This window comes from Paraburkholderia caledonica NBRC 102488 (assembly GCF_000685095.1).
Classification (GTDB): domain Bacteria; phylum Pseudomonadota; class Gammaproteobacteria; order Burkholderiales; family Burkholderiaceae; genus Paraburkholderia; species Paraburkholderia caledonica.
Genome location: NZ_BAYE01000022.1, coordinates 1 through 25,384 on the forward strand (window position 1 = coordinate 1; position 25,384 = coordinate 25,384).

Annotated in this window: 26 protein-coding genes and 3 pseudogenes; 7 read left to right on the forward strand and 22 right to left on the reverse strand. The window is 57.0% G+C overall.

Annotated elements, in window-relative coordinates:
• The 8 genes and pseudogenes from BCA01S_RS39200 to BCA01S_RS28805 form a co-directional block, all read right to left on the reverse strand.
• On the reverse strand, nt 1–262 hold a 262-nt coding region (locus BCA01S_RS39200; RefSeq protein WP_156955096.1), incomplete at its 3' end, for an HU family DNA-binding protein.
• 174 nt (nt 263–436) lie between these two features.
• Nucleotides 437–1,180: pseudogene (locus BCA01S_RS39205) on the reverse strand (GIY-YIG nuclease family protein); the annotation flags it as partial.
• A gap of 193 nt (nt 1,181–1,373) precedes the next feature.
• Entirely contained in the window at nt 1,374–1,703 is a 330-nt protein-coding gene (locus BCA01S_RS28775) for a hypothetical protein (protein WP_027779874.1), read from the reverse strand.
• 13 nt (nt 1,704–1,716) lie between these two features.
• Complete coding sequence (locus BCA01S_RS28780) at nt 1,717–1,941, reverse strand: hypothetical protein (RefSeq protein ID WP_027779875.1); 225 nt, start codon at nt 1,939–1,941, stop codon at nt 1,717–1,719.
• Between the two features lie 19 nt (nt 1,942–1,960).
• Nucleotides 1,961–2,173 (reverse strand): hypothetical protein, encoded by a 213-nt coding sequence (locus BCA01S_RS35430; protein WP_042319722.1) that lies wholly within the window; start codon nt 2,171–2,173, stop codon nt 1,961–1,963.
• Between the two features lie 577 nt (nt 2,174–2,750).
• Nucleotides 2,751–3,041, reverse strand: coding sequence for a DUF2471 family protein (locus tag BCA01S_RS28795; RefSeq protein ID WP_027779877.1), 291 nt, complete (start codon nt 3,039–3,041; stop codon nt 2,751–2,753).
• 74 nt (nt 3,042–3,115) lie between these two features.
• Entirely contained in the window at nt 3,116–3,400 is a 285-nt protein-coding gene (locus BCA01S_RS28800; protein ID WP_027779878.1) for a hypothetical protein, read from the reverse strand.
• 54 nt (nt 3,401–3,454) lie between these two features.
• Nucleotides 3,455–3,676, reverse strand: coding sequence for a hypothetical protein (locus BCA01S_RS28805; RefSeq protein WP_027779879.1), 222 nt, complete (start codon nt 3,674–3,676; stop codon nt 3,455–3,457).
• Nucleotides 3,677–3,871: 195 nt separating this feature from the next.
• On the opposite strand from BCA01S_RS28805, the gene BCA01S_RS37435 reads away from it, so the two are divergent.
• Nucleotides 3,872–5,209: an ISKra4 family transposase gene (locus tag BCA01S_RS37435; protein ID WP_156955094.1), complete on the forward strand. Its 1,338-nt coding sequence runs from the start codon at nt 3,872–3,874 to the stop codon at nt 5,207–5,209.
• A 98-nt stretch (nt 5,210–5,307) separates the two neighbouring features.
• Here BCA01S_RS37435 and BCA01S_RS37440 read toward each other — a convergent pair whose 3' ends face one another.
• The 3 genes from BCA01S_RS37440 to BCA01S_RS28825 form a co-directional block, all read right to left on the reverse strand.
• Nucleotides 5,308–5,772, reverse strand: coding sequence for a VOC family protein (locus BCA01S_RS37440; protein ID WP_084166978.1), 465 nt, complete (start codon nt 5,770–5,772; stop codon nt 5,308–5,310).
• 417 nt (nt 5,773–6,189) lie between these two features.
• Nucleotides 6,190–7,926, reverse strand: a complete 1,737-nt coding sequence (locus BCA01S_RS39475) for a methyl-accepting chemotaxis protein (RefSeq protein ID WP_027779882.1) — start codon at nt 7,924–7,926, stop codon at nt 6,190–6,192.
• Between the two features lie 927 nt (nt 7,927–8,853).
• Nucleotides 8,854–9,231, reverse strand: coding sequence for a nuclear transport factor 2 family protein (locus tag BCA01S_RS28825; protein WP_042319726.1), 378 nt, complete (start codon nt 9,229–9,231; stop codon nt 8,854–8,856).
• 186 nt (nt 9,232–9,417) lie between these two features.
• Between BCA01S_RS28825 and BCA01S_RS39220 the strand changes: the two are divergent.
• Together BCA01S_RS39220 and BCA01S_RS37445 are read left to right on the forward strand one after the other, a co-directional pair.
• A pseudogene (locus BCA01S_RS39220) lies at nt 9,418–9,657 on the forward strand (IS21 family transposase); the annotation flags it as partial.
• Complete coding sequence (locus BCA01S_RS37445) at nt 9,644–9,868, forward strand: hypothetical protein (protein ID WP_244146120.1); 225 nt, start codon at nt 9,644–9,646, stop codon at nt 9,866–9,868. The pseudogene BCA01S_RS39220 and the gene BCA01S_RS37445, both read left to right, overlap by 14 nt.
• A gap of 334 nt (nt 9,869–10,202) precedes the next feature.
• Here BCA01S_RS37445 and BCA01S_RS28835 read toward each other — a convergent pair whose 3' ends face one another.
• The 11 genes and pseudogenes from BCA01S_RS28835 to BCA01S_RS28880 form a co-directional block, all read right to left on the reverse strand.
• Entirely contained in the window at nt 10,203–11,171 is a 969-nt protein-coding gene (locus tag BCA01S_RS28835) for a D-2-hydroxyacid dehydrogenase (RefSeq protein ID WP_027779884.1), read from the reverse strand.
• Nucleotides 11,172–11,658: 487 nt separating this feature from the next.
• Nucleotides 11,659–11,795: pseudogene (locus tag BCA01S_RS39225) on the reverse strand (RraA family protein); the annotation flags it as partial.
• A 273-nt stretch (nt 11,796–12,068) separates the two neighbouring features.
• Complete coding sequence (locus BCA01S_RS28840; RefSeq protein ID WP_027779885.1) at nt 12,069–13,253, reverse strand: porin; 1,185 nt, start codon at nt 13,251–13,253, stop codon at nt 12,069–12,071.
• A 394-nt stretch (nt 13,254–13,647) separates the two neighbouring features.
• Entirely contained in the window at nt 13,648–13,899 is a 252-nt protein-coding gene (locus tag BCA01S_RS28845) for a Rossmann-fold NAD(P)-binding domain-containing protein (protein ID WP_027779886.1), read from the reverse strand.
• Between the two features lie 11 nt (nt 13,900–13,910).
• Entirely contained in the window at nt 13,911–15,272 is a 1,362-nt protein-coding gene (locus BCA01S_RS35440) for an amidase family protein (RefSeq protein ID WP_052369513.1), read from the reverse strand.
• A complete protein-coding gene (locus BCA01S_RS35445) occupies nt 15,269–16,780 on the reverse strand; it encodes an amidase (RefSeq protein WP_052369515.1) in 1,512 nt (503 codons plus the stop codon). The genes BCA01S_RS35440 and BCA01S_RS35445 overlap by 4 nt, the downstream gene beginning before the upstream one ends.
• A gap of 66 nt (nt 16,781–16,846) precedes the next feature.
• On the reverse strand, nt 16,847–17,998 hold the full coding sequence (locus tag BCA01S_RS28860) for an epoxide hydrolase family protein (protein ID WP_027779887.1): 1,152 nt from the start codon (nt 17,996–17,998) through the stop codon (nt 16,847–16,849).
• Nucleotides 17,999–18,000: 2 nt separating this feature from the next.
• Nucleotides 18,001–18,729 (reverse strand): amino acid ABC transporter ATP-binding protein, encoded by a 729-nt coding sequence (locus BCA01S_RS28865; protein ID WP_027779888.1) that lies wholly within the window; start codon nt 18,727–18,729, stop codon nt 18,001–18,003.
• Nucleotides 18,707–19,441 (reverse strand): amino acid ABC transporter permease, encoded by a 735-nt coding sequence (locus BCA01S_RS28870; RefSeq protein ID WP_027779889.1) that lies wholly within the window; start codon nt 19,439–19,441, stop codon nt 18,707–18,709. The genes BCA01S_RS28865 and BCA01S_RS28870 overlap by 23 nt, the downstream gene beginning before the upstream one ends.
• Nucleotides 19,442–19,444: 3 nt before the next feature.
• Nucleotides 19,445–20,143 carry an amino acid ABC transporter permease gene (locus tag BCA01S_RS28875; protein ID WP_027779890.1) on the reverse strand — a complete coding sequence of 233 codons (699 nt, stop codon included), beginning with the start codon at nt 20,141–20,143 and terminating at the stop codon, nt 19,445–19,447.
• A 37-nt stretch (nt 20,144–20,180) separates the two neighbouring features.
• Complete coding sequence (locus BCA01S_RS28880) at nt 20,181–21,008, reverse strand: ABC transporter substrate-binding protein (protein ID WP_027779891.1); 828 nt, start codon at nt 21,006–21,008, stop codon at nt 20,181–20,183.
• A gap of 357 nt (nt 21,009–21,365) precedes the next feature.
• Here BCA01S_RS28880 and BCA01S_RS28885 point away from each other — a divergent pair, with 357 nt between their 5' ends.
• From BCA01S_RS28885 to tnpA, 4 genes are all read left to right on the forward strand, one after another.
• Nucleotides 21,366–22,670: an aminotransferase class V-fold PLP-dependent enzyme gene (locus tag BCA01S_RS28885; protein ID WP_027779892.1), complete on the forward strand. Its 1,305-nt coding sequence runs from the start codon at nt 21,366–21,368 to the stop codon at nt 22,668–22,670.
• Nucleotides 22,671–22,758: 88 nt separating this feature from the next.
• Complete coding sequence (locus tag BCA01S_RS28890; RefSeq protein ID WP_027779893.1) at nt 22,759–23,682, forward strand: LysR family transcriptional regulator; 924 nt, start codon at nt 22,759–22,761, stop codon at nt 23,680–23,682.
• 752 nt (nt 23,683–24,434) lie between these two features.
• Nucleotides 24,435–24,953: a hypothetical protein gene (locus BCA01S_RS28895; protein ID WP_156955095.1), complete on the forward strand. Its 519-nt coding sequence runs from the start codon at nt 24,435–24,437 to the stop codon at nt 24,951–24,953.
• A gap of 98 nt (nt 24,954–25,051) precedes the next feature.
• Nucleotides 25,052–25,384: IS66-like element accessory protein TnpA (tnpA, locus tag BCA01S_RS37455; protein ID WP_244146119.1), on the forward strand; the 333-nt coding region annotated here is incomplete at its 3' end.

Genomic DNA, 25,384 nt, shown 5'->3' on the forward strand with positions numbered 1-25,384 from the left:
GAATGCGCCACGCCTTGCCGACGGTGAACTTTACCGTCTTTGCCGCAGTAATGGACATCTCCTCGCCAGTCGATGGGTTCCGGCCCTTACGGGCCGCGCGATTGCCAGTTGAGAAGCTCCCGAAGCCGATTAGCTGGATGGTCTGGCCATCGCTAACCGCACGGGTAACCGTTTCAATAAAGGCGTCGATCACCGCCCCAGTTTCGGCCTTGCTATCGCCGGTTTTCTCCGCCACCGCTTCAATCAGTCCATGCTTGTTCATCGAACACCTTCGCTTTATTCCGGACTTCCGGCCGACCACGGGGCGCACCTCGCGCCGAACGCATTTCACTCTGGGCCTCGACAGGTTGGTATGTCTTTCGCCCCAATTACGGTTGTATCCGTGCTCCCGCGACGCGAGCACTTCCTTCCAGTGATTCTCCCGGCGCGCGATCTCTTCGCTCGTCGACTGTATATCAGCTATCTCGAGCAGCGAGAAGTTGAAGTCGTTGCGGCGCTCGGGACCGGCCAAACCGAGTTCCTTCGCGAGGGCAACGTTGTTGCCGTGGCCGTTTGCGACATAGCTCGACCAGCGTTGCCAAATTCCTTGCTCGCCATCCGCCTTACCTACATACAATTTGCCGTTGCTTGTATCGGTGATAAGGTAGATGCCCTTGACGTTCGACAGCGCCGTCCGCCAAGACTCGATATTCTGTAAAACGATGATATCGAGCTGCGCCTTCCGCAGATTGACCCTCTTGAAGCCAGGAAAACGCCCATAGCTAACTCGCTCGGGCAGCAGCTCCGCGATTTCAAGATCGTCGTCGAGCGTCTCGCCACGGACATAACTTGCACGCTCTTTATATGCACTTCTCACGTAGAGTCGGCCTGTGTATTCATTGGCGCTCGCGATCCGCTGCAGGTCGTAAATGAAGTGGGGCTTCGGTTTTTCAACGGCCGTCGCACCCTTGGCTTCAAAGAGGCCGGCGTACAGCCATCTGCCTCCGCCCGCATCGATCAGCGACACCACGAACCGCCGCGAGAAATTCCTTCGGCTTTGCCACGCCTGCCAACGATCGAAATTTCCTGCGATGAAGACGTCCAAAGGCCGCTCACGGCCATTGAATCTGGCAAGGTGTACCTTGGCGCCTTTCGACGTAAACCCGGGTTCCCAGCTTCTCAAAAGTTCGTATAGTTGCATCGGTTGCCAGCTGTTATTGGAAATTCTTCGTGGTGGCTCGCCCAAATGGAGGCGCTGCTACTTCTTTCGGTACGACCACACACAATTTCTGAGCGACCATTCGCGGGAAGCTTAGGGGCGTTGTTCGCGGGAAACTTCACGGGCAATTTCATCCGCATTCGAAGACGTTTCTCTGTTTCAGTCGGCGATTCGCTCAATGACGTTTTGGTCCCCGCGCTAGTGGCCCGTTCCCTTGCGCCGGGCTCCGGCTTTCCGCGAGCGAGGTCTTCAGTTCATCGAGCTTGGCGTACGCCGTCTTGTCGGCAGTTAGGACCAGCATCGTTAGGCTAGCCAGTGCTTGCTTCTTCGCGCGATCAATCGCAGAGGCGGAACCTCCGCTCTCTGCATACGACAGCCCAACCGAAAGATCGGAGAGTGCATTTGCCAACGGCGCGGTCATCGGCGACGTAGAACTCGGGCTAGGAATGGCCCTTAGCTTGCACATCGCCAAATCGACCGCATCAACTAGGGTGGGCTGATCCATGTCGTTTTCCGGTCTATTTCAACAGATACGCGAGCGACCCGTCCTTGTTCGATGTCCAACGAGCGTCTCGTGCGTGGCCGATCATGCCACCGACCTCCGCTGGGCAAATCGCGCCGCTCAGTAGCTGCGCCACCAGCGCATCTCCCAGAATGAGTTGCCGTTTAGGTACGGTTTCAATCGTGATGGTCCAAGACCCAACAACCGCCCATACGGCCACATTAATTTCGTCGCGAGTCATCCCCGTCCTTTCCTTTTTCCTACCAGTTCGCGCCGTTGCGGGCGGACAGCCGGTCGCTGCCGGCGATGGCGAATTTGTAGGGCACGCCAGCAGCATCCAATTCTTTCTGGAGCATTGGCCACTGTTCGTCGCTCACGAATGCCTCGAAGACGCCCGACGCTTCGTTGTAGGTCGCAACTACTCCCACCCCTGCGCCTACATCGTCAGTCGATAGTTCGAGTGTGATAGCCATCGCGCTTTCCGATTCGTCTGGTGTCAGTTCGATTTCAACACTTGAGCGCGCCACTGGTCCCGCGTCAAATTGCACTGTTTCAGCTCGGCGTCGGTCGGCCCTTTGTGCGTTTTCACATAGTCGGCCAGGTACTTCTGGCGATCCGTTCCAGTAGGGACGAACACAAACGTCTCAGTTCCAGCACAACCGCTCGCGAGGTTGCCCTTTCCATCTGTAGCAAACGAGAGGCTGCTCATCAAGCCGAGAGCCAACGCGATAGCTAAACCCCGAACCATACCTTCCTCTTCGTTAAACGGATGTCGGCCGATTTGCGGGGCGCATCTCGCGCCACAGGCTTTCCCGTTACCTTAGCAGCGCACGCTCATAGCGAGTTCACGATGACGTCTACTGATACGTTGTACTCGGACAGATCGCCTTCTTTGGTCTTGATGCACCCCGTGGCAACCGTCGTTCCCTCCGCGACATACTTGAAAGTCCGTGGCTCTGTGCCTGCCGCTGCAGGGCCCTCGCAACACGCCGAGACCAACGATGACTCGGAGTTAGCTTCGCTCATAAGTCTATATCCCGTTTTCCGTTGTCAGTTGACGCGATTCCACTCGGCGTAAATAGCGCCGAATACAGAAGGAACAACGTCATGACCTTCGAACGAGACTGGTCGGTCGTCTTTTGGATAGCCCATCGCGGGAGACGCCTCCAGCATGCCGAGCATCCGAACACTATGTTTTCCTGAAGACGCTACCTCAGTGAGGACTTCTGACTCGATTTGATGTATCAGCGCCCAAGTCAGCGCGCCCGCCGCCCGATGGCGTAGCACAGCGGCGGGCACAGCTTCTTTGAGATCCGCATCCGCGGCATACAACGCGTCCATACTTTTCTCCTTTTCCGAGTCAGTCTTTGCACTTGAAAATCATCACCGGCCGCCCCGTCCTGCAAACAGCAGCGCTACCCTTCTCGTCCGTTCCCATGCACCACTGCGCTCTCTGGCACGGCACCGGAACCGCGAACGTACTCGACCCGCACCTGTGAACCGTTTGATGCTCGCTGCGCGCTGACAGTTGCCCGCGTCGCGTAGATTGTCGTTGCCGTATAGGCCACGGTCGCAACGGCGGGTACTGCCGTCAACGCGATCATCACGGCTTGCTGGCGTCCCTGCGCCTTCCCGTTTTTTTCCGCCTGCGCGACGATTTTGTCAAGCCGATGGGAGAGACCGTTCATCGCCTCGTCCATCCGGCTACCGGCCGATGCGGGGGGCGCGACGTGCGCCGACTACTTTTCCGTGGCTTATTTCGCGCGCTCGACGTCGGCAATGCCGCGTTCGAGGTCTGAAATGTTTTGGACCACAGCGGTGTAGGAAACGTAGGGCATTGCGCCATGCACTTCGACCGTGGCCGATGCGTCGCCTACGGCGACGCGAATCGCCGCAATAATTTGTTTGAATGTCTCGCCTTGAAAGCGGGCTTTCTGTTCGGCCGGCGCACCGGCCAGGTTGATCGTAATCTGCATGTGTTTTTACCTTGTCGTGCGGCTGGTGTTGGAGTTCAGATTTGCTGGGAGTGGACGAAATCTGGGGGAGCCAACTCTGGTCTAAACTGCAGCAGTTGACCTACCGGGGAGACAGCCATGCAATTGCACTGGAAAATCCTTCTGCAACGACAGGCAACGGACCAGCCGGTCCCGGTTTGTTAGGTTAAGCGCCCAGTGAATGGTGCTACCCCAGCGGATTTCGGGTTGTCCCTCGCCGAAGCTCGTCAACTACTGGCTACGCTACAACAACTCGTGACGCAAGACCAGATTAATGCCTACGATAAGCTTCGTCGGAACTGTCGAGAATGCGGCCGATATCGGCGCATCAAAGATTGGCGTCCCCGCACCTTTTCGACGGCACTTGGCAGAGTGCAGGTTAAAGTGCCGCGAGTCGTATCCTGCTTGTGCACGCCTGAGCCGTACGATGACAACGGCGACTCTATCAGCCTGCGGTTTTCAGAGTGTCCCATTGAACCTCTTCTGCCGACGCGGCGCACCCCGGAGTTAGCATACGTTTGCGCGAAACACGGTGTCTCCGTTTCATACCGTGAGGCCGCACGTTCCGTCGCCGATCTGGCGGGACTGCCAAGGCTATCACACACTACAGTCCGCAAGGAGACAGTTCAATGCGGAGAGTACGTCGAGAACGAACAGTTCCGGATTGGATGGCTCGCTGGCGGACGAAAACGCAACCGCGCCAGCCACCTGCGGATCGCGATCGATGGAACGGTGTTAAGCGCCAACCAGTTCCAGGAAGTTCGAAAGTTTGAAGTCATCGCCGGCAGGGTCGAGCGCGATGGCCAGATGGCCCGAAGATTTGTGTCTGCCTTGCAGCGTCCGAGCTTGGCCCGGGTTCTTGTGGCCGGCGCGCTCGATCAATGCGGTTGGGTCCCAACGACCTTGATCGACGTGATCTCGGATGGTGCTCGAGGAATGCGTTCACTGGTGACTTCCATAGCTCCTCGCGTATCGCCCAGGATTCTTGACTGGTTTCACATCAGCATGAAGATGCAAGCCATTCGATCTTCCATTTGCGCGCACAACTATTTCTCCAGGCGACCTGAGATCATGCTGCGATCAGAGCGCCTTCTCGCCAGGGTGCGCGACGCACTTTGGCGCGGTCGGGCCGACACGGCAATCGAGATGCTCCGCACACTGGCCACCTCTTTGGCAATCGCTGCGGAAGAACTGACTTTCTTCTATCAGCTCGCTTCAGGTACAGCGTATCGCGCAACCGTCCGTCTGCTCACGTTCCTCGAGCACAACAGAAAGGATCTTGTCGACTATCAGCACGCCAGAATGGAAGGACGCCGGGTGTCGTCGGCGTCAGCAGAGTCCGTCATGAATCACTTGATCAATCGTCGTCTTTCAAAGCGGCAACAAATGCGTTGGTCCATGAAGGGAGCTCACTATCTGCTACAGACCCGCGCCGAGCTGCTTGATGGAAGATTGGAAAGCTGCTTTCGAGACCGGTATCCGCACTTCAGATCGCCCGAGGCGGTTCGACGTTGAACGAACACTCCCCCACTTTTCGTCCGCTCCCGGCATTTGTGAACGCCAACAGCAGGAGCGCATAATGCGTCACGGGCAGGGCAAGCCAAGTGGGGACGTCAGAGGTCAGTTGACGCGGCGCTGGACGATATGCTGGCACAGGATGACGGCCGCCTCTCTGGTAATTGCAAATCTCCACGATGGACGATATGGATCTTGTTGCCATCGGTATCTCGAATGTACGCACCATAGTAATCATCGCCATAGTGAGGGCGAGGTCCCGGCATACCTTCGGCGAGTCCGCCTGCTTGGAGCCCGGCGGCAAATGCTGCATTCACGGCGTCGGGAGAAGGTGCGGAAAACGCCACCATGCTGCCATTGCCCACGTTCGCCCGCTTACCGTCAAAGGGAAAGTAAACATAAAACCGAGGCAAGGGGCGATTAGGCATTACCCAGCAAGCGGCAGATGGGCCCCCGTCAGGCGTTATCTCGCGTCTGCATAGACCCAGTGGGATCAGAACTGCGTCGTAGAATCCCGTGGCCTTGTCAAGATTGTTTGTTCCGACAGTAACGTGGCTGAACATTCTAGATTTTCACTTTTTGAAGGTTGCGGAAATCGGCCAGTATCACACGCCAAATTGCGACAATTGTTGATGCGGCGATGCATTCGACCTGCCGGACGTCTTTCTGATTGATTCGTGAAAAGGAGTGGTCGATCGGGGATCCCCCGCCGATTACGAATATCTCGAGTCCGCAGCGGTGAAGCTGCGTACGGTCATTGAATATCTTGAAGCAGTCGGAGTGGAAGACGTTATCGAGAACTGCGCTACAGAGTCGGATGTCAAGAAGGTGGCTCTGCGGCCCGCATTTCACGCTGAAGCACGGTGCGTAGGGAGAACGCCGGTATGCCCCCGATCGCCGAACGATGCCTTAGTTAGCACTACACCAGCCCGGTCATCTTTCCGAAATCCTCATTAGCATAGTCCGTTTTTAAGACTCACTTAGAAAGTCTCCCAGCGCTCAGCACCGGTGTCTGTCGCGGCAGCAGCGCCCCTCTCCGAGGTCATGGCTGGCGTGGTCTTTGTCTTTGTCGACCTCGCACCTGGGGGTGTTCGACCTGTCGGTGGGGGCTGACGCGACTCGTTCCGCGGGGCGACTAGCCGGGAAGCGGATGGCCCCGTATCTTCAATCCTGAAGATGGCCACGGCCTCACGCAGTTCCAGGGCCTGCTGGGCCATCGACTGTGTAGCGGCTGCGGCTTCTTCCACCAGCGCGGCGTTCTGCTGGGTCACTTGGTCCATCTGATTGACCGCGTGGTTGACCTGCTCAATACCGGTGCTCTGTTCGTCCGAAGCCAGCGAGATTTCCCCCACAATATCGGACACTCGCTTCACCGAGTTGACGATCTCCTTGATCGTGCTGCCCGCTTCCTCGACGAGCTTTGAGCCGGCGCCCACCCGGCTCGCCGACTCGTCGATCAAGTCCTTGATTTCCTTGGCTGCAGTGGCGCTGCGTTGGGCAAGGGTGCGGACCTCGCCAGCCACGACGGCGAAGCCGCGGCCCAGTTCGCCCGCGCGGGCCGCCTCGACCGCTGCGTTGAGCGCTAGGATGTTGGTCTGGAACGCGATACCCTCGATGACGCTGATGATCTCGGAGATTTTGGCTGAACTGCGGGAGATCTCTTGCATTGTGTCGACGACACGCCCGATCACGTCGCCGCCCCGCCGTGCGATGTCCGAGGCCGTGCAGGCCAGCATGGTCGCCTGCCTTGCGTTATCCGCGTTATGACGGACCCTGCCGGTCAGCTCGTCCATGCTTGAGGCGGTCTCCTCGAGTGACGCCGCCTGCTCCTCAGTGCGCTGGGACAGATCAGTATTGCCTTGGGCGATTTCCCCAGCAGCAACCAAGATCGACTCGCTAGAGGTCTGGATGCCTCGCACGATCCTGGTCAGTTGCTCCTTCATGGTATCCAGTGAAAACATCAGGCTGGTGTGATCGCCCGCTTTCAACAGGACAACTGTGCACAGGTTGCCGTCCGCGATGTTGCTAGCGAGCGCCGCCGCATCGCGTGGCTCCCCCCCAAGCTGGCGTGCCAACCTGCGCGCAATGACTAGTGCTAACGCCAGTGCAATTGCCGTTCCGATGACGATCACTCCCACCACCAAGGCGACAGCATGCGAATGCGCCTGGTCCGCGGCCTTACCTTCCCGGGCTGACCCTGCGACGTTCACGTCGACGATCGTGTTGATATCTTTCTCGATGGCGTCGCTAATATTGGCCGACTGCCCTCTGATGAGTTCCATCGCGTCCGCCTGCTGGCTCGCCCTAGCTAGCGCCCGGACCTGCTGATCGAGGTCTAGGTACTGCAGCATGAGCCTCTGAATGTCTGTGTAGGCGGTTTTTTCCTCCGGCTCGGTGATGAGCTTCTGGTATTCGGCATCTGCGTTCCGGTAGTTCACAAGTGCCGCCTCGATCCGAATTTCCGCTTCCTTGGCTTGATCTGAGTCCAGGGACGAGGCAGTCCGAGATTCGGCGATGCGAATCGCGCGGAGACTGGCCTGCATCTGCAGGCTGCTTCGTACGGCCGGTAACCAGTTGTCACGTAGCCGCGCCACATGATCGTTTTCAGCGCTCACCTCGCCAAGGCTCAACGCCCCTAGGCCCATCAGCAGAGCGATCACAGCAGAGAAGCCCAACATCAGCTGGGTCAACACCCTTAAATTATTTAAAGATGACAAATTTAGTTCCGGTGGTATTTGATTGATTGAGAATCGGACAACTTGTATTAAGTCAGTCCATCGGCAACTCTGCGCAATTCCCCCCTGATCTCAGGATTACCCACAAGTTCTCCAAGTGACGGTGTTTGTTTTTGCTTGTAAGCCGGATGGGTCGATGTGAGCTTTGGCCCATTGCATTACAGCGGCACCCGAGATTGGTCTACGAGAATGGCACGGATGACTGGGTAAGCATCGACTCTGCGAGGCGCATTTTGGACGACGTGCGTCTGGCGCAGCGCCTGATTGCATTCGCGCACCGGCTTGGCTGCAGTCCGCAGAGCCCTTTCCACAATTGCTCAAGGCCGCCGAACTGAAGGCCGCACATGAGTGTGCCGAAAGGTGTAACGCTGCTGACTCGAACCGTTCCCACGATCGTTAAAGAACACCACCCGATTCCCATCGGAGATATGTCTCGCCGGGGCATCAGTACCCTCCGGAAAGATTTCGCACACACAGGACTCTTCCGATCGATAGTGTTGCTCCATGTTGGAGTAGCAGATGTTCAGGAAATGCACTGACTTTGCCGTTACCAGCGTCAACGGGTAACGAGCGTATGACATACGATTGCCGGCCGGACTTTCCATCTATGCCGTAAGCGGCAGAGGCACGAATATTCATTCGGCGACCGATGGCGATATGGGTCTGAGCTTGCTCCCGCAGAATATGGAAGCCATCGGAGGAACTCGTACGTAGTGCTCTGGAGATAGACCATCCGTGGATGACCGATACGTCACGTTCGGCATATCCTCAGCAAATAGGTGACGACGCGCCGGATTGCCCGATGGGAAATCCACTGCGATAGATGTGTTTGGCAGCAGTCATCAATCGATCACCTCATTTCGAATTCGAAACCTGCCCTTCATTTTTGCGCATCGTTCAGGTTGGGAGTTAGAACCTTACGGAAGCATTCTTCTCGATCAGTTTCCCATCCTCGAGTCGCAGCAGATCACCTCCATACGACGTATGTTGAAAGCCGTCTTCATGCTTGAACCGATACGTCCAGGTTTGAAAGCCCTCCTCTCCATGAATCTGGATGTCACTTATCTCCGTCTCAAAACCATCGTCGTACGTAAAGATGGCTTTTGGACCTTCACGGATCTCCCCTCGCGTGCGCCACGTGGACCCTGGCTTCGGACCAACCGAGGCGGAGTAGACGAAATCCTGATGCACAGAGTCCAGCACAGCGTCGGGATCGCGCGTCGCCCATGCCGCAAGGAAGCGATCAAGCACTGCGCGATTACGTCGAATCAGTTCGGCTGATGTCATGGCATGTCCCTACGAACGTTTTCAGGATGCTATGCCAAAATGGCCTGATAGATGATGCCAATGATCTCAAAGACATAAGGCCAATCATGAAATCGAAAGACGCAACCTGGCTGGTACTTTTGAGAGCAAGTCGGAGGACGGGACTTCGCCGGTCGAGCGCGTTTGCCAAAGGGTAAGGAAGGCCACGCGACGCCTGCCGAGACGATGGAAAACTGGCGGCATCGCACGATGCACTAACGTTCTACGGAGGCGTGCCGCAACTAATCGTGCTCGACAACCCGCGCGCGATGATCGCCGACCTTGATCGCAACGAGCCTCGTGCGGGCGATACCGTGTTGGACTTCGCCCGCCATTATGGAAACGTCGTTCCTGCCGGCTCGAACTGACCGCGCTAACGTGGCTCCCCAAGCTGATAGCGGCAGTCAATCGAGAGTATCCAAAGGTCATCGTTGAAGCTGAAGTGGAGCTTAGTTCGGTTCTTCGTGAGAAACTCGCAGAAGACAGCATCGGTTTTATCATCGCGTCGGGAGCAGCTCTGAGCGAGGCGTATGTATCGAGACATTTGCCGTCGGTCCCAAATTCTTGTATGTGCGCGCCAAAGCTGGTACCCCAGGTATGCCTATTCCGCCGGCTATGAGCTCGCCCTAAAAAGAAGTGGGTAATTGCAAGGCTCGTGCCGCGCTTACAGAACAGACAAGCGAAGTCGGACCAAATAAGGCGCCACCGCACCGCGCCTGAAATTGGGGTGCCAATGTGCAAGCGCCGAAAACTACTCGGCGAGTGTGTTCGCGGCAACCGTTTTCGACATGGACGATGCGGAGAATGTCCAGAAGGACGAAAACTGAGGGACAACATGTCAACCGCACGGCGGCCGCTGCGCGAGCGTTACGCGGGTTCCTAACGTCGGGCAGTGGCAGGGCCCGCGACAAAAGTTTGTCCATCAGCCCTCACTGCAAGATTCAACGGGAATACTACGCGACCACGTTTCGAGCCCGGCCGCGCACGAATGCTTCGATATTGTCGACGAGTTGGTCCGTCAACGACTGCACGGCTTCATTGCTCGCCCATGCAACGTGTGGCGTAAGGATAAAGTTCGGAGTATTACGGAGCTCCATGAAAGGATGGTCCTCTGGGGGGGGCTCTTGAACTGTTACGTCGAATCCCGCCCCGGAGATTCTTCCCTCTCGCAGCGCCTGCACGAGTGCACGCTCATCGACCAGCCCCCCACGCGCAGTGTTAATGATTAGCGGCTTTCTTTGCATGAGGTCGAATTCTGGTGCAGCGATCATATTGCGAGTCGCCGGGGTGAGCGGACAATGCAACGTGATTACATCGCTGTCTCGCAGGACGTCTTCGAATTGCGTGTATAGCGGCCCCATGTCGCTTCGGCCCTTGTGGGCAGCGAAAAGTACGTTAAGCCCCAACGCGGCCGCCAAGGCTCCGACCGCGCGCCCCAGCACTCCATCCCCAATGATGCCGATGGTGGAACCCTTCAAATCCTGGATGGGGTAGTCAAAGAAGCAAAACTGGCGGGAATCCTGCCACCTCCCCCTCGCGACTGCGTTGGAGTACGCGACGAGGCTTCGCCGCAATGCGAATATCAAGGCAATCGTATGCTCAGAAACAGTATTCGCTGCGTAGTCCCTAATGTTAGTTACCACAACATTTCGTGCGGAACAGGCTGCCAGGTCAACTACATCCGTGCCCGTTGCCGCCACTGCTACCATTCGCAACCTCTTGGCCCCGGCGATGGCCTCGGCGCCGAGCTTTGCCTTATTTGTGATTACGATATCTGCATGGGTAATTCGGCTCGCAATCTCTTGGGGAGATGTTCGTTCGAACACCTCGATTGTATGTTCGAACTGAAATGGCCTCAGCACTGTTTGAGGCGAAATAGTCTCTCTATCGAGAAAGACAACGTGAAGTTTCTCTTGACTCATGGGATGCCTACGAAGAGCTCTTCTTTTATAAAAAGTTAGTGTTTCGGGAAACGGTTAAATCGATTCTCAGTGGGCGGCAGTGGCTGCGGACATCGTTGACAGAGCGGATTCCTCGATTCCCGTGCACCTCATCGTCAGCTCAGCCGAGAAAAGCAACGAGCATTACGCCCGGTGGTGGCGACCAACTCAGACGGAACCTGCACCAGTGATACTGAAGACGGCGAAGACCGGCACCAATAGGTCAGCTAGCGCACCGGCCGGGTTGGCGTTTTAACATACAGCGTGCGGACTCCATCTCCGATAGGCAAGGCGCAGAGGAGCTTCCCAGTGTCGGGTTGAATCCTCGCCCAAAGGGGTTAGAGCTGCTTCGTATGCCGGTGGCGACATCGCGAGATCGCTAATCCTTCGGCGTCTCCAACGGGTCCCCGGTCGGCCACCGATCCAATCGTCGCAAACTGTTGCGGCCGGGATTGCACAAGGTCGAGCAGCCGTTGATGACGATGCCAGCGACGCCTTCTTTGCTGCGTACGCCGCCATCAGTTCGCCTATAATCGCGTTGCTCAGGTCGCCGCCGGCATCAACGACAATTACGTCTCCCGGGACAGCGCACTCCAGTGCTTTGTGTCCGATCATCACCGGGACCGCACGCAGGGAAAAGTACGGTTGACTGTGACCCTATCAACCGCGTAATCGTGAACCGCCCCGGATTTTGAGGAGGCTCCAACCTCTGAGAAAGTGGAGCCAAGAACAAGTCGAACAAGTTTTCACCTGAGTCCCGCAAGCGCGCCGTGCGCATGGTGCGGGAGCACCGTGGTGAGTACCCGCCGCTTTTCGTGAGCGAAGCAAAGTTGGTACCGTATCTATTTGAAGTCCTCGAATGTCCTGTCATTCGTTCACTTAGAACTTCTGACGCATACCAACGCTGACGATCGCCTGCGACGCCGAGCCTGCGTTGTTGCCGTACGACCCGACTGACGCGCCCGCGACTTGCGTCGTGGCTGCGTTGACACGCTGCGTACCGTTCGCGTGCTGGTATGCGCCAACCAGGTACACGTCAATGCGCTTCGAAAGCGAGTAGTCGCCGCCCAGCGAAACCTGGTTGTAGCTAGCCGACGTGTCTCCCGAACCGTGCGTGTAGGTATAGCCCAGACCCAGCAACATCGCCGGCGTGACCTGATATCCGACGCAGCCGCCTACAACCTGATATTTCTCTTCTTGCGTGAACGCCGATAGTCCGTCCGGCTTGTACTGAGCGAAGCTGTAGCGGATGTTGAAAGTGAACGAGCCGGTGACATACTGCCCGGCAGCCGAAGCGATGCTGATCGACTTCGCGGAAGCGTATGCGCCGTTGATCTGCGAGTCGAACGTGCCGTCTGACGTTGCGCCCGAACCCCAGCTCGCCGTCGGGTTCGTTGCCGACACGCCGCGGCCTGCTGCGGTGTTACCGTTGTCCATGCGGATGTAGCCCGCTGCAGCGTTAAACGGCCCGAAGCCGTACGCTGCTGCGCCCGACCACGTCTGCCCTGCACCGATCGAACCTGCGACGCCACCCAGAGCATACATGCCTTCAAGCTGGACCCCGCTGAACACCGGCGAGACGTACTTGACTGCATTGTTCGTACGGGAGCTGTTGTCATTGTTATCGACGTCGCCCGGGGTGGTAAACGTGCTGCCCCAGTAACCGTCAGCTGTTAGCCCCTGGACCATGTCGACGACGGGGTCGTACTGCCGACCCAGCGTGACCGTACCAAACTGATCGTGCGCCAGGCCGACATACGCCTGGCGGCCGAACAGCCGACCGCCTTGGTTCATCCTGCCAGAGTTGGGATCGAATCCGCTCTCCAGCTGGAAGATAGCCTTCAGTCCGCCGCCCAGATCTTCCTTCCCCTTCATGCCCCAACGTGGACCTTGCAGATTGCCCCCTGCAAGTTGCCAAAGGTTGTCGTTAGCCTGGTTCGCGTTGTGAACGTACTGGATCGAGTTGTCGATCACGCCATACAGCGTCACCGTGTTTTGCGCCTGTGCTGCGCATGCGGTGCCGAGCAATGCTAGCGAGAGAGTCGACAGTGCGGTTCTTTTCATCTATATCTCCTTGTGTGTTTATTAGTTGTGCGGCGAAGCGGATCCTAACTTATTTTAGTTCGTCATCCTAACGATACTTAAGATATCGTGTCGCAAAATTATGACAACGCACCTACCGAGAGTATCTCCGATGGGCAAACGGGAACCCACACCTTGCTAGGTCATAGCAGTGATCGGTGGCTGATGGATGCGTTCGCGACGCATACGTCATCTGTCCTTTCGCGGGCGTGTGCATAAGCTCAATGCCGACAAGAAGGATTCAGTCACAGCGAAAATTCTTGAGCCCCAGCATGGGTCGCGTGCATTGTTCTATCGTCCAATGGTCTCATCGACCAGGTTATCGTGATGTTTGGAGTGGAGGATCCCATCCCGGCACGTTCGACACCGTGTTCCCCTAGTCGTGACACGCGGCGACATCGACGCAATCGTAGCCAGTAGCGCCGACGCAGATGAATTGCAACTGAGGCATGCGCATCAGATCAGCCCGCCGGAGCTGCACCTTGTTCGCAACCGCGATCGCCATGTCGCCTGTCGCGTCGACGATTTTGTCAGGACTAGTCGCTGGATATTGCTTCCAGCCTGTCGTCCACGCGAGGCACGTGAGTGGAACTGGAAGCGTTGCAGTATCGAGTACGACAACTTTCATGGTGGTCGCTCTCAGGCAATTCGTCGGGGAAGCAGCCTCTCGACGGCTTCTGCGATTCCGAGCAGCGCATCATCCTTTTCGCGAAGTCCCATCAACGTCATTCCAACAGATAGGCCATCACGATCGTCGACAGGAAGGGTCACAGCACAACGATCGAGTACGTTTGCGACGCGTGTGTTTCGCATAAGAAGCATGCTGTATCGGTTATAGCCGTCGTCATCGGCAACAGCTTTAATGAATGGTGGCAGTATTGGGCATGTCGGCATCAACAGTGCGTCCCAGCGGCTTGTCTGCTGAGCAGCGCTCTCCACAAGCGAAGCGCGCAGCGAGAGCCTGTCGAGCATATCAGCGGCTAAAAGCACACCACCTTGCTCAATTCGCGAGTACGCGCGCGATGAAATCAGCGAACGCGTTAGCGACCCGCGGGACCTTAGCCACGCGTATATCTCGGCCATCGAGAAGCCACCTCCTTGATAGACGTCGGGAACGCGGTCGAGCGCAGGTAAGGCGATATCCTGCAGCAGGGCACCGTGTTTCGACAAAACACTAAGTGTTCGCTCAAAGGCGGCCGCCACTCCGCGTTCGAGGTCATTCAGCACATAGTTTTGAGGCACCGCGAACCGAAGCCCTTTAATCGAGCGCGGCACCGGGCGTGGAACACTCGTTGCAGGATTCTGTGCAAGCGCTTCGTAGACAATGCGACAACATCGAACGGAATGTGCGATTACGCCTACCGAGTCGAGATGCGGCGAGAGCGGCACAACGCCATCGCGCGATATATGCGACGCCGTTGGCTTGAAGCCGACAAGCCCGCATAGTGCGGCAGGAATTTGCACCGACCCCCCGGTATCGGTGCCCAGTGCCGCAGAGGCTGCGCCGACAGCGACGGACACCGCCGCACCGCATGAGGAACCGCCGGGCACGCGCTCAGGATCGAGCGGATTAGGAAGCTGGCTCGTTGCCTCAATGAGGCCGATGGACGACAATGCGAGTTCCGACATCGCGGTTTTGCCCAGAATGATCGCGCCTGCCGCGCGCAGACGCTTCACCACATCGGCATCGATAGGGGCGGGAGACGCCGTCTCAGCGAGGGCGGGCGAGCCCGCCGTAGTAGGCTCGCCCGCCACATCCATGTTGTCCTTGATCGTAACGGGTATTCCCGCGAGCGCAGTCGGTCTTTCGACGCTACGCGCGCAGCGTGCGTCGATTGTAGCCGCGTGGGCTCTTGCCGCTTCCGCATAGATACGGGTGAAGGCTGCGTCGTGCGTATCGGCAACATCCAGCACCGCTTCGATGCGCGCGCTGCAACCGTTCCTGTCTTTTGCAAGGCGCAGGATATCATCCTTGATCTGCGAACGAACGTCTCCTGTCATGCCACGCCCTGATTTCGCAGCGACGGAGTAGACGGTAGATCCATCATCGACTGCTCCTGTAGCGTAACATCACGTCGAGACTGCCCATACTCGGGCCACACGTCGCGGTGAACAGTTCCATGACGGCAGGTAAAGGGCATGAACGGACGCTGCAAATGCCATGCGGTCACACGTTGATATACTGCGGCAATGGTCAGCAGTCTTTCTTCTTCAAAGCGTCGTCCGATCAATTGCGCACCGATAGGCAGGCCGCTTGAGGACGAAAAGCCGATACAGAACGACAGCGCCGGGTGACCAGTAACATTGAACGGCACACGCATCTGGTTGGTCGACCGGTTGATGGCCTCTTCGTCAGCAAGCAACGCGGCCGGATGCGCGGAGACTCCCGCGATCAGAACGTCCGACGTTTCGAGCACCCGATCGATCTGGTCCGTGAGAATACGTTGTTGCGTCTTCGCTTCCATGTATTCCTGCGCTGGCACCGATGCACCTTTTAGAAGCACATCGCGGCAGCGGGCACCGTAGCGCTCAGGTGCCTGTGCAAGAAAGTTACGATGGACCGCGTACGCCTCAAAGCGCAGAAGTGTCGAGCCACACTGTCGAAACGACTCGAGATCGCCAGCTTCGACAGTCTCCACCACAGCACCCAGTTGCGCGAACTCTCGCGCTGCTAAAGCTATCGCGGAACGTGTCTCTTCGCTCGCAACGATATCGCGGCTATGGAAATGTGCGAGCAGGCCGACCCGGAGACCGCGTAGTGGCACGTTTTCCGCCGCTTGTCCAAGCACTGACCAGTTTGCGCCACGCCTTAGAGTGCGGAGCACAAGTGCACAGTCTTCAGCGCTGCGCGTCATCAAGCCGACATGGTCCAGCGATGGCGCGAGCGGAAATACGCCTTCGCGACTAAGCAGATCGTAAGTCGGTTTAAGACCGGTCACGCCGCACATCGCGGCGGGATTCCTGACGGAGCCCGCAGTGTCGGTGCCGATCGTCAGCGGCACCTGACACGCGGCCAGTGCGACGCCGCAGCCGCTCGACGAGCCCCCGGGCGTACGTTCGATGTCCCACGGATTTCGTGCAGGTGGCCACGGTAACCTGTCCGACGGCGAACCAATGCCGAATTCCTCCAAGGTCAATTTCCCGATCAGGATAGCGCCGGCAGCCCGCAGTTGACGGGTCACGTCAGCGTCCCGCTTCGCAACGTGGTGGCGCAAGACGGCGGACTGCGCGGTGGTCCGCTTGCCCTCGACGTCGATCAGATCCTTGACCGCAAATGGCAAACCGTGAAGCGGCCCGATAACTTCTCCGCGCGCCATGCTCTTGTCCGCTTCACGAGCGGCGGCGAGCGCGTCGTCACGGTAGACCTCTAGAAAGGCGTGCAGCGTGTCATTCTCCGCGCCGATCGCATCCAGTGAGGCCGCCACGTACTCGCACGCGGACAATTCCTTTCTGGCGATCAGTTGTTGGGCTTCCGTGGCGCTCAGGAAGCGGAGCTTGTCATCTGTCATTGGATACGAGTTACGATTGAGCAGGATAATCGCGAAATCAGTTCAGACGCCTATCGGAGGTCGTTTTCACTTTCGCAGCGGTCTAAAGAAAGTGCGAATGTCCTCCGCAAGTTGCTCAGGCGCTTCCATCGCCGCGAAATGCCCGCCGCGCGGAAGGGTCGTCCAGTGCGTCAGATTGAACGCACGTTCTACCCAGCTACGAGGCGGCATCGGCAATTCGCGTGGCAGACGCACGATGCCACACGGAGGCAGTATGCGCTGGCCAGGCTGGAGATGAAGCGGCGCGGCACGTGATTCGTTGTAGAAGCGAAGCGACGAATGAACCGTGTTCGTGAGCCAGTAAACCATGACATTGGTAAGCAATTCGTCTTTGCTCAGCACCTCGTCGGGCCTCACGTCACAATCGCTCCAGCTCTGGAATTTTTCGATTAGCCACGCTGCAAGCCCGGTGGGCGAATCGGTCAGCCCATACGCAAGCGTTTGTGGCTTTGTGCTCTGGATCGCGATATAGGCACCCTCGGCGTCGCGCCACTTCGCGACACGATCCAGATACGCAGTCTCTTCTTCGGTCAGCGGCGGCGTGCCTAAACTGAGATCCGGACGAAATCCGGTGGAAACGTAGTTCAGGTGAATGCCGATCAGGCGCTCCGGATGACGCAGACCCAGCGCGGAACTGATCCACGAGCCCCAGTCGCCACCCTGAGCGCCGAATCGTTCGTAACCGAGAGCCGCCATTAGCTCTGCCCAGAGGTCGGCGACCGCGAACACACTGGTTCCGCGCCGCAACGGCCGTTCAGAAAAGCCATAACCGGGAATCGATGGAACGACGACCGAAAACGCGTCTGCCGGGTCACCACCATGCGCTCCTGGATCGGTCAGCAGCGGCAGTATCTTCAGCATCTCAACGAAGCTGCCCGGCCATCCATGCGTCATGATCAGCGGCAGTGGTGCTGGCCCCTGTCCCGGCTGATGGATGAAATGGATGGCTGGCCCATCACCGCGGTACTGGTAGTGAGACAGTGCGTTCAGCCGCTTCTCCTGCGCTCGCCAGTCGTACGTCTCCCGCCAGTAACCATGCAGTTCCTGCATGAACTGAAGATCGGTACCGAAGCTCCAGCCAGCGTCCTCCAGCTCGTCGGGCCAGCGAACCTGATCGAGTTTCGTCCTCAAGGAAGCCAGTTTCGCGTCATCTACGTGTATCTGGAATCGGTTAATCATGGCTAGTGTGACCTTAGATCCGACAGGAACGCTTTCGCCCTGGCGTGCTGAGGGGCGCTGAAAAACTCAGCGGGAGAATTTTCTTCGAGGATGACGCCCTTATCCATAAACCACACACGGTCGCTCACCTCACGTGCGAAACCCATTTCGTGCGTCACGCAGACCATGGTCATCCCGTCACGGGCCAGTGATCGCATGACAGTCAAAACTTCACCCACCATTTCAGGATCGAGCGCGCTCGTCGGTTCATCAAAGAGCATGACGGGCGGGTTCATCGCAAGCGCCCGGGCAATCGCAACGCGTTGCTGCTGACCGCCGGACAATTGATGCGGATAGGCGGACGCCTTATTTGCAAGACCTACGCGATGGAGCAGCACCATCGCTTGCTCTTTCGCCTCAACTGTTCGTTTCTTCGAGATTCTGACTGGTGCGAGGCACACGTTTTCAAGCACTGACAGATGCGGAAACAGATTGAACGACTGAAACACAAAGCCGATCCCGCTGCGGAAATCATTGATACGCATCCCGTGAGCATGAATGTCCTGACCATTCACGTAGATGGTGCCTGACTGAATTTCCTCCAGCCGGTTGATCGTGCGAATCAAAGTTGATTTTCCCGAGCCCGAGGGGCCACAAACCACCACCACCTCGCCATTGCTAACTTCCGCGGTGACGTCAGCGAGTGCCTGGTACTCCCCATACCACTTGTTAACCTTCGAGAATCGAATCACTTTCAATGCTCCTTCGCGGCACCGCCTTCGGCGAGCGCTTGCGCGTGACATTGCGCTCCAGATAATTTGCAAACTTCGTGAGCACGAAGCAGACCACAAAATAGACGACGACCAGAATCAGAAACACCGGAAACGGGCTTGTCAGCAAACTGTTGTTGACCTGGTTCGCCTCGAATGTCAGCTCCTGTACGCTGATCACGTAGCCAATCGACGTTTCCTTGATGAGCGATACGAACTGGCTGATGATGCTGGGAACCATGTTGTACAGCGCTTGCGGCAGGATAACCCAGACGTGCGTCTTCCAGTACCCCAGCCCTAGCGCTCGCGAAGCTTCGACTTGTCCCTTTGGGAGCGCTTCGACTCCCGCTCGAATCACTTCCGACAGATAGGCCGACTCATAAACAACCAACGTACAGATCAACGCCGTAAAGGCCGTTACGCTGTGCCCAACCAGAATGGGAACAAGGAAGTATCCCCAGAAGATGAACATCACCAGCGGAATGCCCCGCACGACATACACCAGCACGGTCGAAGCCGCGTAGAAGAGCTTGATCGGCGACATTCTGCACAGCGCGAGTACAACGCTCAACGGGAAAGACAACGCAAGCCCCATGACAGAGAGAATCAGCGTGAGCGCGAGTCCTCCAATCGGTCCATTGGGAAATTGCCCGACGACAAGAAGCAATCCATACTCTTGAACGATCCCGAACATGGTTTATCTCGCTTTCATCTGGATGCGTTTTCCGATCAGGGCGCCTAATCCCATCAAACCGAGTGACGCAGCAAGATAGAACGCCGTTGCGACCGCGTAGGCCTCAAAGGTCCTGAAGGTCTCGTTTTCGATTTGGCGAATCACATATGTCATCTCAGCCGCGCCAATCGTCATCGCAAGACTGGTGTCCTTGAACATCATCACCGTGTGATTGACGAAGGAAGGAAGCGCGCTCCTGACAGCCTGCGGAAATGTCACAAACCGCAGCGTCCCGAAGAAGCCCAGACCGAGTGATCTTGACGCCTCATACTGACCGTGGTGAACCGAACGTAGTCCGCTGCGAATATCCTCCGAAAAGAACGCCGACATACACAGGCCGATCGCTATCGACGCGTAGATCAACTCGCCATCGTGCGCGTTAGCCCAGGATTGCGCGGCATCGGGCAGAAGCGTCGGCATCGCGAAGTACCAGAGAAAAATCTGCGCAAGCAACGGAACGTTCTGGTGGTAGGACACAAAAGCCGCAACTCCCTTTGTCATCACGGATATTCCCGACGCACGCAAGACTGCGAGTACTGTGCCCAGTCCGATGGCAAGCAGCCAGCTTGCTGCTGTCAGCTTGAAGGTATTGACCGCTGCGGACAGCAACAGATGCGTGAACGTTCCAGCGAACACTGTGCCAAATTCGAGGTGATTGAACACGCTTTACTCCCTCCGTGGGCAGGCGCCGTTTGATGGATCAGCCCGGAATAGGTGCGTTAGCGAAGTCCCGCTTCATCTTGTAGGGCGACGCGGCGCCGAGCCACTTGTCAAAGATCTGCCGCGACTGTCCCGACGATTCCATTTCGTCGAGCGCATGGTTGACGGCTTCAACCAATTTGGGCTCGTCCTTTTTCATTCCCAGACCCCAGTATTCGCGTGCGACCGGCGGTGACAGGATGGCAATCGTGTTTGCGTTGGCGCCAAGCCGTTCGATAAAGCGATGCATGATGCTTTCTGACATCACGTATCCATCGACCTTCCTCTGGGCCAATGCCATGAATGCAGACGGTGCATCGTCGTAACTCACCAGCTGCGCGGTCGGGAGCACATGCTGCACCGTGGGAATATCACTTGAGCCCTTGACGGTGCTGATCCGTTTTCCAGCCAGATCGTTGACCTTCTGGTTTGAGCTTCCAGCCGACGTCGCTATCACTTCGTTGCTGACGAAGTAGATGTTCGAGAAAGCGATTTGCTGCGCACGCTGCGGGTTGAACGTAAGCGTGGCCGTAAGAATGTCAACGCGCCCTTGCGTCAGCTCCGGAATGCGTGCTTCTAGCGACAGAGCTTTAAGTTCCGGTCTAACACCAAGCTGCTTCGCTACGCCTTTGCAAAAATCTACGTCATATCCCACGATTTCGCGCGTATCGGGGCTTTGAAAACCAAATGGGGGATTGTTGCTGACAATACCGCACACAAGCGTGCCACGCGCCTTGATGTCGGCGAGTTGGTCAGCGTACACGACGCGCGCTCCGGTCATTGACACGACGAATGCAGCCGCGCCCATGCAAGCAATGAGACGATTCATTGACTATCTCCAAGGTTATATATTTTCGGTTAGGGCAGCGCTTCGAGAGGCTTTCGTCGAGGACTCCCCACCGGAAACCGCATTGTTCCATGTCACATAAACGTCAAAAAACGATATTTTTATATATGTCGAGATCGCTTTTTTACATGTGTGTTGGCGGCAACCAGCATGCGCGCCCGACGTGCCGAATCGGCAGTTCATACGTTTGCCGCGTCTTTCGTACGCTCTAATTACACACGAATTAAAGCAATTGGAATCCATTCAAAAAAATCGCTTTTCGTCCGACTGTCGAGCGCTTATCGTGCGCTGACTGCTCAAGAGAGCGGCTCACGAATAATCGACCCCCAGGGAGAAGCAATGGAGAACGCCGACGGTCAACTCTTCGATGATGCATTGATGCGCCTCATCAAGGATAAGTTTCACCATGTTGATTCGGATTTTACCGGCCGGGAACGGCTCTACTTCGACAATGCCGGCGGTTCGTTCCGCCTAAAGCAAGCGCTCGAGCGATTCGCGGAGGTCGACTCGATGCCTGATAACTCGGAGCGAGTGCATGACATCGCACGCGGGCTGCAGACGATTGAGCAGCGTGGGGTCGAAGACGCCCGGCTGATCTTAAATGCGCATGAAGGGACGGTTTACGCGTCGCTGACCGCTTCCGGTGCCATCTTTCAGATGGTCGGAGCGATAGCGGACGCCGTCCCCGGGACCAACCTCGTAACGACTGTGCTGGAACACCCATGTTCATTCGATTCGATGAGTCTCTATGCCGGAAAATTGGGCAAGGAACTGCGCGTGGCGAAGAGCAACCCAGTGACAGGCGGAGTCGACGCCGAAGACATCATCCGCCTAATCGACTCAGATACCTGTCTGCTAAGCGTGATCTACGCTTCTAATATCACCGGTGCCAAGCTTGATCTCGAACGGATCGTGCGGGAAGCGCGCGCCATCAAGCCGGATCTTTACATAGTGGTGGACGCGGTGCAGCACGCTCCCCATGGGGTGATCGACTTGCAGAAGACCCCTATCGACGGAATTAGCTTCGCTCCGTATAAATTTTTTGGATGCAGGGGCTCGGGCATTTCGTGGCTTTCGCCTCGTGCGGCCGCGCTTCCGCATCACAAACTCGCGGCAAAACCAGCGGACTTCTGGGACCTAGGTAGCGCGGCCCCCGCGCAATTCGCGGTCGTCAGTGAGATTGTCGATTACGTGTGCTGGGTCGGCGACCAGTTCGAGTTGTCGTCAGATCGCCGAACCCGATATGTCGCAGGCATGCGGGCCATCGGACTTCATGAGCGGGCGCTACTTTCGAGAATACTCAATGGAGGCAGGACGTTGCGTGGTCTTCGCAGGCTTCCGCGCGTGCGCGTGCTCGTCGATCATGAAGACCTTACCCGGCGCGACTTGATCCTCGCGGTGGCATTCGACGACATCGACGAGGTAGCCGCGGTAAGAGAATATGAACGGCGTGGCGTCATTGTCTACGAACGGGTTTCGACGAGCTTGTATTCCAGACGGATGCTCGATTCATTTGGGCTAAAGGGCGCCGTCCGTATCTCGCCGTTGCACTGCAACTCGCCGGACGATATCGACACTTTCCTTCGCGTCACGGCGGATATCGCAGAAAGTGCCGCCTTGAGGACCGGTGCGACAGAAGTTTGACAGCGCGAGCCGGGGCGGAGAATTATGCTACCGTAGCCGATAGCGTCTCATGCTCGCATAACCTCGTGATCGCATACATCGGACCGGCATGTTCACTTTCAAGCAAATGGAAGCGCTGTACTGGATCGTCCAGCTAGGTTCCTTTGAAGCTGCTGCCGGCAAACTGAATTCGAGCCAGTCGGCGATATCCAAGCGCATCCACGAACTGGAATCGGCGTTTGACTTCGCGGTATTCGACAGAACATCACGTACTGCGCGGATTACCGAAAAGGGAAGCGAGCTGTTCGAGTATGCGAAGGAGTTGCTGGGGAGGCGCGACGAGATCGTCGAGCGCGTGAGTGCGAACGAGGTCCTGTTGCGGCGCATCCGTATCGGTGTCACTGAGCTTACCGCGCTCACCTGGCTGCCAAATCTGATATCGGCTATCCGAGCCGAGTATCCGAAGGTTATAGTGGAGGCGGAAGTGGATCTGGGCACCACGCTAAGGGAACGTCTCGCGGCCGATATCGTTGATCTGATCATCGTGCCTGAGGCGTCTTCCAGTGAGCGGTTTGCCAGCGTACCGGTCGGAAAGGCCGAGCACGCATGGATGTGCTCGCCGTCTCGGTATGCGGGAAAGAGCACCATTCCCCTTGCCGAGATCGCCCAATTTCCGCTGCTCCTACAAGGCAATCTTTCCGGAGCAGGACTTTTCTATGCGCGGTTTCTCTCCGAGCACGGTGTGAGTCTCGCCAAAGTGCTGACGGTCAACAACCTTGTCGCTCAGGTCGGCTTAACAGTCTCGGGCATGGGTATAAGTCACTTGCCAAAATCCTGCCTGAACTACATGATTTCAGCGGGCGCGCTGAAAATTATCAGAACCCGGCCGGCGCTTCCACCGATCCAATACGTTGCACTTCATCGAGGCGAACACACCTATTCACTATGCAATCAGGTCTCGCAACTTGCCGTGAAGTACTGCGACTTCAGTGTCAATATTCTAGACCCACGAGCGATCCAATCTGCCAGCTGATTTTCGACGTCGCTGCGTGACCGACGATCGACCGTATCGCATGAATGGCAAAGAGGTTGACATCGGTGCTATCACCGCCTGTTCCAATCCCGCGTCTGCTTTTATGTTTGCGAACAACCGAGGCAGGTAGATCGACTACCAGCGCGCCTGCGCTTGGAGCACCGCTTTCTCAAACGGTTTTCGGATTTTCCGTCGCCCGAGGTGCTCAATATCGCGCCGGGACTCCGCCACGTTTCATCCACTCAACCTACCTCGATCAATCGGCTCTCACCCGATGCGGTAAGACGTGGCGTACATTAAGTTAAACGAAGTTCTCGAAACAATACCCGTACACGTTTCCGCGCCCCATCGCCTTTGTTTCATTCGACAACTCCCGGAGCACCTGAACCGGCGGACTCTCGTTACGTGGGAACAAAACCACCCGAGGCTGCTCTTATGCGACAAACCAAGTGGCGACCGCTACCGTCTGCGCTACACTTCTCCGCCCTTCCGCCCTGAGCGGCGCCGAGCGATGAAGTTCCAGCCCGTCTCGGTCAAACAGGGAGGACATGTGGCAACACGGCTTCCATGTGATGGCCTTACCCTTCGCTTTTGAATGGCATCTTGATGTAAGTCGGCACGCTGATAACATGGAACCACCGAAACCATAGCTACTGAACGACATGACAGCCAAATCTCAGCGGAACCGAGAAACGCTTGATTGGACTTTCTCCGCATGGGAAACGGGCGGTCCTAATGCTCTGAAGGACAGAATGGTGAAGCTTCCGATCTTAATTGAAATGCGAGAAGGCCTGCAAAGTCACGCCTTTCCGGTTGGACGGAGTCGCTACGAGCGGCGTCATCTTGCTTTCCATGGTCTCTGGAATTTCGATTCAATAGACGTAAAGGTCTACGGGATCAGTTTAAGTGCAGATGGAATAGACGGCCACAAGCTGGAGGCAGCGTGCCAATATCTGCGAACTCTAACTCAAAAGATCGATGATTTTGGGGGATCCGAGAAGGTCGGTTTCGTGATCATTCATGCGGAAACAGACGCAACACGGCTACTGCTCAGTTGGTGGGCCAACCCATATGTTCGTTACCAGTTACTTGCTTCTAGCGACAGCTCGTCAGGCATTGGTTTTGGCCCTGTCGCACCGGCTTATGCCAGCTGCGTATGGGACCAGATCGTAATAAATGGAGAATGTAGCGCTTGGGTGCGCGCAATGTCGCATGAGCATCCCAATAAGGAGTTTTACTTGGACGACTGCTTAGCTCACGGCACGTACTAACGCGAGTCGTCGGTCGCTCGTAAGCGCTCGGCAAACCCATCTTGAGTCTGGCTGTAGCGCTTGGGAGTATCGTGTCCACTTAACGAATAAGCGGACACGTGAACACTATCGAATCGGAAGCACTCCCGGAGCGTCGTCGTCGGCAACGCTACAGCGAGGAGTTCAAGGCCAAGGTTGTAGCGGCCTGTCAGGGAATCGGCGTATCGGTTGCGGCGGTCGCGCTGGAACACAGGCTCAATGCGAATTTGCTTCGACGCTGGATCGATCAGGCAGAAGGTCGACTTCCCAAAAGACCGTTGGGCCGCCCACCAGCGACACCTCCGTCGCTGCCAGCCTTTGTACCAGTGGCATTGACAACGCCGAGTCCACAATCATCTGAGATCCGAATCGAGATTCATCGTGGAGATCAGTCGATAACGGTTAGCTGGCCG

Excerpts from the sequence above, each read along its gene's own strand:
- BCA01S_RS28775 (WP_027779874.1), bottom strand. The coding sequence starts at position 1,703 with ATGGATCAGCCCACCCTAGTTGATGCGGTCGATTTGGCGATGTGCAAG.
- BCA01S_RS28780 (WP_027779875.1), bottom strand. The coding sequence starts at position 1,941 with ATGACTCGCGACGAAATTAATGTGGCCGTATGGGCGGTTGTTGGGTCT.
- BCA01S_RS35430 (WP_042319722.1), bottom strand. The coding sequence starts at position 2,173 with ATGGCTATCACACTCGAACTATCGACTGACGATGTAGGCGCAGGGGTG.
- BCA01S_RS28795 (WP_027779877.1), bottom strand. The coding sequence starts at position 3,041 with ATGGACGCGTTGTATGCCGCGGATGCGGATCTCAAAGAAGCTGTGCCC.
- BCA01S_RS28800 (WP_027779878.1), bottom strand. The coding sequence starts at position 3,400 with ATGGACGAGGCGATGAACGGTCTCTCCCATCGGCTTGACAAAATCGTC.
- BCA01S_RS28805 (WP_027779879.1), bottom strand. The coding sequence starts at position 3,676 with ATGCAGATTACGATCAACCTGGCCGGTGCGCCGGCCGAACAGAAAGCC.
- BCA01S_RS37440 (WP_084166978.1), bottom strand. The coding sequence starts at position 5,772 with ATGTTCAGCCACGTTACTGTCGGAACAAACAATCTTGACAAGGCCACG.
- BCA01S_RS28825 (WP_042319726.1), bottom strand. The coding sequence starts at position 9,231 with ATGACATCAGCCGAACTGATTCGACGTAATCGCGCAGTGCTTGATCGC.
- BCA01S_RS28835 (WP_027779884.1), bottom strand. The coding sequence starts at position 11,171 with ATGAGTCAAGAGAAACTTCACGTTGTCTTTCTCGATAGAGAGACTATT.
- BCA01S_RS28840 (WP_027779885.1), bottom strand. The coding sequence starts at position 13,253 with ATGAAAAGAACCGCACTGTCGACTCTCTCGCTAGCATTGCTCGGCACC.
- BCA01S_RS28845 (WP_027779886.1), bottom strand. The coding sequence starts at position 13,899 with ATGAAAGTTGTCGTACTCGATACTGCAACGCTTCCAGTTCCACTCACG.
- BCA01S_RS35440 (WP_052369513.1), bottom strand. The coding sequence starts at position 15,272 with ATGACAGGAGACGTTCGTTCGCAGATCAAGGATGATATCCTGCGCCTT.
- BCA01S_RS35445 (WP_052369515.1), bottom strand. The coding sequence starts at position 16,780 with ATGACAGATGACAAGCTCCGCTTCCTGAGCGCCACGGAAGCCCAACAA.
- BCA01S_RS28860 (WP_027779887.1), bottom strand. The coding sequence starts at position 17,998 with ATGATTAACCGATTCCAGATACACGTAGATGACGCGAAACTGGCTTCC.
- BCA01S_RS28870 (WP_027779889.1), bottom strand. The coding sequence starts at position 19,441 with ATGTTCGGGATCGTTCAAGAGTATGGATTGCTTCTTGTCGTCGGGCAA.
- BCA01S_RS28880 (WP_027779891.1), bottom strand. The coding sequence starts at position 21,008 with ATGAATCGTCTCATTGCTTGCATGGGCGCGGCTGCATTCGTCGTGTCA.
- BCA01S_RS28885 (WP_027779892.1), top strand. The coding sequence starts at position 21,366 with ATGGAGAACGCCGACGGTCAACTCTTCGATGATGCATTGATGCGCCTC.
- BCA01S_RS28890 (WP_027779893.1), top strand. The coding sequence starts at position 22,759 with ATGTTCACTTTCAAGCAAATGGAAGCGCTGTACTGGATCGTCCAGCTA.
- BCA01S_RS28895 (WP_156955095.1), top strand. The coding sequence starts at position 24,435 with ATGGTGAAGCTTCCGATCTTAATTGAAATGCGAGAAGGCCTGCAAAGT.